Raw genomic sequence first — 6,236 nt, 5'->3', positions numbered from 1 at the left:
GCTGTCCTGCTCTGCACACCCCTCCCTCTGCTGTTATGTTCCATCCTCTTCTCACTATTGTGGAGTCCACCTTTATTGAGGTGTTCACCTGAACCTCCAGATAGGTCCCCTTCGGGACTATGCACACCCAGCTCAACGAGCCGTTGTATTCTATCACCGTTCCCTGATATGGAGGGCCTCCATAAACAGTGAAGATGACGGAGCCGTTGTAGTCATCTGAGGGGTTCACAACCTTCACAACAGCGTTATCGGGCAGGTTTATGCTGACAGTTGTCGATGAGTTCACACCAGCCTGAACAACATTGTCGATTGCGTTGGATATCGCGATGGCAGCTTTAAGCACAGCATCGAACTTCTGCCTAGCACCTGCACTCTGGACATAGGGGTACATGAAGGCGAATGCCGTTGCAACTATTATAAGAGCAAGCACAAAGTAAGCGAGGTTCACGACAACATTGTGGGGCATTTATCCTTTCCTCCCCTCCAACTCTGCTCTTCTTTTATAATAGTCGGCAATTGCATTTAACATTTTTGATAGGGAGTATAAGACAAAAGCTAGCTCTATCATGACAACACAGCAGAAGATCATCAGCATGGTCCACAGAAGCTCCATATCAATCACCCGTGACAACTACCTTAACCGTTATATTTCCATTGGAAGGACAGAATGGATCACTTTTGGGAGGGCAGAACGCATACCCGCTTACAGAGGCTACTTTACTTCTAGTTATGTTCTTTCCTAAAATGATATATGTTGTTCCATTGTATAAAATTATCCTGAAGTCATCCTCCTTGGAGACAAGCCCAATTTTATTTGCCCTATAGGAATCTTCATTTTTTAGAACTGATTTCTTCAGCCGCCATACAGCGGTCATGTTAACCATGTAGGGATGAACTACGATAGTCCTTCCATCTCTCTTGTACATCGCAATTCCTATAGTGGGTGGAATTTTTGTCTCATTTAATGGGGATTCAAGGAGCTGCCTGAATGCTAGAACTGCCTCCTCCTGAAGGAAAGAGCTCTGAGATGCATACATGCTCCTGACAGCAAATATGGAGAAGAGGCCGAATACAACGACGATGAACATGCAGATGAGAAAGGCAAAGATATGCTCCATTGAATCACCTGTTGAAGCCAACTCTAACAGTAATTATTGTGAAATAGGGTTCGATGAAAAATGGCTGATTTGTGTCTCCATTGTTCATGGAAAGTTTATATGGACCAGGAGTAAAGAAGATATATCGTGGCAGTTCACCACAATGTCCGCTTCCTGTAGCTATATCACCTGAACCTAGACAGTATGAATCTCTCATCAAGCTCTCTATCTGCCAGCTGGTGGGACCCGTGAGATTTATCTGCTCTCCAAGATAATATAAGTAACAGGCATCATTGTTACACAGCTTCTCAGGTCTTAGCCTGAAACTTGCACTTGAATAATCCTCATTGGGTAGTCGCACCTCTTTATATCCCTTTTCTCCACCAATGTTATATGTTATACTTACGGTTACCGGATCTGTTGTGTATTTCTCCAATGCTGCAGTCTCAAATGTTATATTCCAAATACCATCATTAATATAAACTTTTCCTTTTGGTGGAGAATTCTTAAACGGTCCTCCATTAGCCCTAGCATCTTCTATCGAGCTTTCATCGCCGATAACCGGAGTTCCATCGCTATAATAACCCACAATATAGATAGTAATGTTATATTTATATGATTTATGTAGTAGACATTCGATTGGTGAGAAATATCGTAGACATTCGATTGGTGAGAGTTGAATACGATTTACATAATTTCTAAATGGTAATGCATATACATGAACATCTTTGCTCTCATTTGCTATAAAAAGGGTAATGTTCTCGGTGATGCTTCTTTTTACAGGCCTGCTCATCTGCCTCAGTCTAGCTGTTCTCAATGTTCCATTCTTCAATATCACAGTGATGTTCGCAGCTGTGCTCACGTTCTCTTTTCTCTCAACATATTCCAAGAATCCATTGACTGTGTTATTAAAGGTATAGAAGTCGATATTACTTTTAGTATAATTGACATACATCCCAGCCACAGTTCCTGCTATGCTCCTGCTCAGAGTCCTCATCTGCGTTATGCTCTCAGTTCCCCTCTGATTATAAATAAATATAGATGCTAAAATTATCGATATCAGCATTATGGCTATTAGGGCTTCAAGGGGCTCTGTTACCATTATCAGCCCTCAGGGAGGTTTCCTATCCCCCTGAATCCCCTGATTAGTCCCTTAAAGAAGCCTTTATACTCGTTATAGTAGGCGGGAACATCCTGTGACAGGTATCCATTGATCCCCTCTATGTGGAAAGTCCCTATTTGTCCTGAATCCCCTCCATATACTATCCAAGCTGTCCCGATGCCTATGTTATATTTATGCCCAATTATGAGCTTTCCGAATTTCAGATCAAGCTCCTTCTTCACTTTGATTATCGATGGATCTATGCTGAATGTTATTGTCCCCGTATTTTTATCCCACTTATACATTTCGTAGTCTAAGAGATTTTTATCTCCGGGAAACTCAAATACCCTTATCTTCACACTTTTTATTTCCCCGCTTCCACTATAGCTCATCACTGCATCCACCCTAACAGGATTCAAGTTGAGCATGAAGAACAAGGCAAAGGCTGGAAGCGGTTTATGCTTAAGGAATGGCCTGAAGAAGTATATACCAGGCGGTATTGTGTAGAACGGGCGGAGTGCTACTGCTCCACCTGCGCCCCCTCTTATCTCTTGGAGCAGCTCCTGTTCAAGATTAGCTGCAATTCCTCCACCCCCACCAGCTGCTATTCCTGTAAAATTCGAGCTGAGATCTTTGCTTGCCAGCGAATAGTATGCGATTACTCCATCATAATTGTCAATATATTCTTCAACAGGTAAGCCATACTTTTGAAGAATTTCCTGAATATCATTTGGGATAATATTGAGATGATCATCTGAAAAAATAGGGCAGCTCACCCCTGCTGGAGTTATAATGCACTCCCTGTCCCCAAATATATTCGTTAGTACTACTACTGCATCTATCCCTCTAGTGCCGTACTGCTTAACTAGTCCATAAATAGTGTCTCTTGTGTAGTTAAATTTTTCAACACCAGTGCCCCTTAAATAGTCATAGGAGTGAACGGCATTTCTTATGGAGCTTGCATAGTCAACAAAATCTTGGGATGGATCCTGTTTCATTCCTATAGACGGTGGTGTGACAGCCCCAGCTACTGAGAGCAACATAACAACTAGAGCAAAACCCACCAACAATACCGCACCACTACCAGACCTCATGTTCTCTGCTGTATAATCCAGTCGGTAATATTTAATCCCTTGCTTCTTTATTTTATAGCTATTACAAAAGGAAGCTGAGTTTTCAGCTGTTCATAGTTGAGGATCAGAACCGACTTAAAGAAAGCAGCTTTTGGTGAGAGCAAAGTTAGGCTTAACATCCTAGATATTTATCAGCTACAATGAAAAATATGCAGAAATTTAATCCCTCTTATGATCACAAAAGCTCTTCCTATTATTTGTTATAACATCCCTTTGTCTAAACTCGTACAGAGCTTCTGTTTGCATTAATAATAATTTCCCTTAAATCCTCAAGTGAAAGCAGCCTTATATTATCATCCTTGGAAAAGAGAATTGAGAAGATAGAATCAGATGTAGATTATCTGAAGAAAAGCCTTGACTTTCTGGGGGATAATGTGATAAATGTCCTCGTCGCTGAGCTTAAGGGGGGAACGAAGAAGGAGTGAGATTCAAATAATTAAAAATTATTAAATGGAATTATACTTTTTTAAGTATCATCAGTTGTCAACTAATTATCATAAAAGCAGGTAATTACGTTTATAAATTTCTCATCCATCATTCAGGAGATGTCGATAGCACTGAAGATGATAGAGGAGCTTGAGGAGAATGAAGCATTAAGGAGGAGGTTTCTCAAGATGATAATACCCGAGATACCCAAGGAACCCGATGTCACATTGACGCTCATAAATGCAATTCTGGGAAAAGTAATCACAAAAGAGGACCTAAAGGTCACAAAAGAGGATCTAAAGGAGGAGATATCCTCTGTTAGGGAGGAAATGGAAAGGGAAGTAACCTCTCTTAAGGGAGAAATAGCTTCCCTTAGAGAGGAGATTAGGGCATTGGATACCAGAATCAGCTCCTTAGAGCAGAGAGTTGCGAGGATAGAGGGACAGATGAGCTTGTTCACGAAGATATTCATAGCATTCAACCTGCCTATATTGCTTGCAGTTATAGGAATACTGCTGAGGCTGGCATTCTGGTGAATCTATTTTAAAGGAGCGAAATATCTGTTATCTCAACCGCCACAATATCGCCGTTTCTGCTGAAGTGAAGTATTACCAAGCCGTCCTCCGTGGGCTCTCCCTCAACAATATCCTCATGCATAAACTTGATGAAAAGGCTTCCTGTTTCCTCATCATAATCCATCATAACGACCTTTCTCGGGATGTTTATCCCATATCTCTCCTCAATAGCTCTGAGCAGACCCTCTACATCGATCTTCAGCAATGTATCAGTTTTTCGAACCATCCATACCTCCTCTCCCTACAAGGTGGGCTGTAAAATTTATTCTTTTCCATCAACTCTCCGAGAATCTGTTGGATTATCATAAATGACAATACCTCGGGATTGTCCCTTTCCTTCTCTTCTTTCTTAAATAGATCTTATCTCTCCTATAATGTATTCCTCAAGCATTCTCCGATTTCTGATCATCACCTCGTAGATATTAATTTCATCCATCTTGAAATCTCTCAACCTTCTTCTGATACATCGTTCTATCTAGGGAGTTCCTTGTCATCCTTCACAGCCACCGTATTCTCGCTTCCTAAATACTCTCTAATCCCATTTCATAAGAATAATAAAATATCGTGGAAAAATCATAGCAATGTCGTATACAACTGTGTTTCGGGCAGATGGCGGTAGTAAGATGGGAACCTGAATGGACTATCATAATTTTTATAGTGCTATCAAGTAAATCATTGATATCAGATTATAGTGTCAAACGATAGGTTTAAATAATTCAGGTTCCCACTTATCTTGGGCAACAACTCTGGATATTCCAGCCTCATCATATCGCCTCTTTGGCCCTTCCAGGGTTATTGCCCCTCCTTATTGACAATGGCCTATGGATTCTCTAGGTCATTAAACCCTCTCATCTTCATAGATCCTAGGGTATGGGCAGTGTCCCATAAAAAGGTAGCCAAGATGACCTAAAAATCTAGGAAACTAGATCTATTGTGGGCTTCCCAGCTAAACTTCAGGGGGAATTCCTGGCTAAAAAAGAAAGGAAGGGGTAGGAAGGTCAGCTCGGAGGCGGATAGAATAAGTACTGTGACTGAGTGTTCCCTGGGCCATAGATAACTATGTTGTGTTGCTTATTTCCGTCAGGTCCTGTGTAACTGCATGTTATTTTTATTACCTCGTCCTTGTCCCATTTACCATCAGTTCCTAATCCACTAGTGTCAACATCACTATCAGATCCTATTGTGCACCCGCTTCCGTCTACATATACTTTAAAATCATTCTTAGTAAAAGCGTTTCCGCTCGGAGGAGCTATCGTCCCAGGCCCCAAGTTCTTCACATATATGGTAAATTTCTGATTGCTGTACTGTGCGTTCAGCACCTGTATCTGGGATGCCCCTCCCACAGTTGCAGTCCTACCCAATGATCCGAATATGTACCCTGAAATCGGAGAGAATATGAGCAGTGCCAGGGCTACTGCTATCACCAGTATTATTATCTCCACAACTACTCTTGATATTCCGGCCCTCATCATACCACCTCCTTATCCCTGCGGGCTGAACAGGTACTGTGTCTGGGTGTTTCCTGGTCCATATATCACTATGCTGTGCTGCTTTGTCGCAAATGCGGTGTCATAGTTTTGTTGTATAGTTATTGTTATAACGCTACTCACATTCCAAGCATGTATTGAAGATGGAGTTGTTCCTGAAACTTTAACTTCATTATTATCTATGAAGACCTTAAAATCGCTTCCGTTAATATCACCGCTCGATTTCGTTATCGTTCCTGGTCCTAGATTCTTAATGTCGATTGCCACACTATTACCGCTGTTATATACACTTAACACCTGTATCTGGGATGCCCCTCCAACAGTAGATGTTCTCCCCAGAGATCCAAATATGTACCCTGATATTGGAGAGAATATCAGCAGTGCTAGGGCTACCGCTATCACCAGTATTATTATCT

10 protein-coding genes are annotated in these 6,236 nt (G+C 41.5%); 2 read left to right on the top strand and 8 right to left on the bottom strand.

What is annotated here, in order from left to right:
• From D6D85_RS01050 to D6D85_RS01035, 5 genes are all read right to left on the bottom strand, one after another.
• A partial coding sequence (locus D6D85_RS01050; RefSeq protein WP_133308278.1) for a hypothetical protein occupies positions 1-466 on the bottom strand: 466 nt, incomplete at its 3' end.
• Positions 467-613: a hypothetical protein gene (locus D6D85_RS15955; RefSeq protein WP_161969612.1), complete on the bottom strand. Its 147-nt coding sequence runs from the start codon at positions 611-613 to the stop codon at positions 467-469.
• A gap of 1 nt (position 614) precedes the next feature.
• The gene (locus D6D85_RS01045) at positions 615-1,118 is read right to left on the bottom strand and encodes a hypothetical protein (RefSeq protein WP_125670198.1); all 504 of its coding nucleotides are present in this window, start codon (positions 1,116-1,118) and stop codon (positions 615-617) included.
• Between the two features lie 4 nt (positions 1,119-1,122).
• Positions 1,123-2,199: a hypothetical protein gene (locus D6D85_RS01040; RefSeq protein ID WP_125670196.1), complete on the bottom strand. Its 1,077-nt coding sequence runs from the start codon at positions 2,197-2,199 to the stop codon at positions 1,123-1,125.
• A 2-nt stretch (positions 2,200-2,201) separates the two neighbouring features.
• Positions 2,202-3,266 carry a hypothetical protein gene (locus tag D6D85_RS01035; RefSeq protein ID WP_125670195.1) on the bottom strand — a complete coding sequence of 355 codons (1,065 nt, stop codon included), beginning with the start codon at positions 3,264-3,266 and terminating at the stop codon, positions 2,202-2,204.
• 365 nt (positions 3,267-3,631) lie between these two features.
• On the opposite strand from D6D85_RS01035, the gene D6D85_RS16925 reads away from it, so the two are divergent.
• Complete coding sequence (locus D6D85_RS16925) at positions 3,632-3,757, top strand: hypothetical protein (protein WP_272914400.1); 126 nt, start codon at positions 3,632-3,634, stop codon at positions 3,755-3,757.
• Between the two features lie 120 nt (positions 3,758-3,877).
• The gene (locus D6D85_RS01030) at positions 3,878-4,294 is read left to right on the top strand and encodes a hypothetical protein (protein WP_125670194.1); all 417 of its coding nucleotides are present in this window, start codon (positions 3,878-3,880) and stop codon (positions 4,292-4,294) included.
• A gap of 7 nt (positions 4,295-4,301) precedes the next feature.
• On the opposite strand, the gene D6D85_RS01025 is transcribed toward D6D85_RS01030, so the two are convergent.
• From D6D85_RS01025 to D6D85_RS15950, 3 genes are all read right to left on the bottom strand, one after another.
• Positions 4,302-4,559: a DUF2283 domain-containing protein gene (locus D6D85_RS01025; RefSeq protein ID WP_125670192.1), complete on the bottom strand. Its 258-nt coding sequence runs from the start codon at positions 4,557-4,559 to the stop codon at positions 4,302-4,304.
• A gap of 772 nt (positions 4,560-5,331) precedes the next feature.
• On the bottom strand, positions 5,332-5,802 hold the full coding sequence (locus tag D6D85_RS01020) for a hypothetical protein (protein WP_125670191.1): 471 nt from the start codon (positions 5,800-5,802) through the stop codon (positions 5,332-5,334).
• Positions 5,803-5,814: 12 nt separating this feature from the next.
• Positions 5,815-6,236: hypothetical protein (locus D6D85_RS15950; protein ID WP_161969611.1), on the bottom strand; the 422-nt coding region annotated here is incomplete at its 5' end.

Source organism: Candidatus Methanodesulfokora washburnensis, from assembly GCF_003947435.1.
Lineage (GTDB): Archaea > Korarchaeota > Korarchaeia > Korarchaeales > Korarchaeaceae > Methanodesulfokora > Methanodesulfokora washburnensis.
Note: the sequence above shows the minus strand (reverse complement) of the source record. Positions and strands in the feature narration are given on the sequence as shown.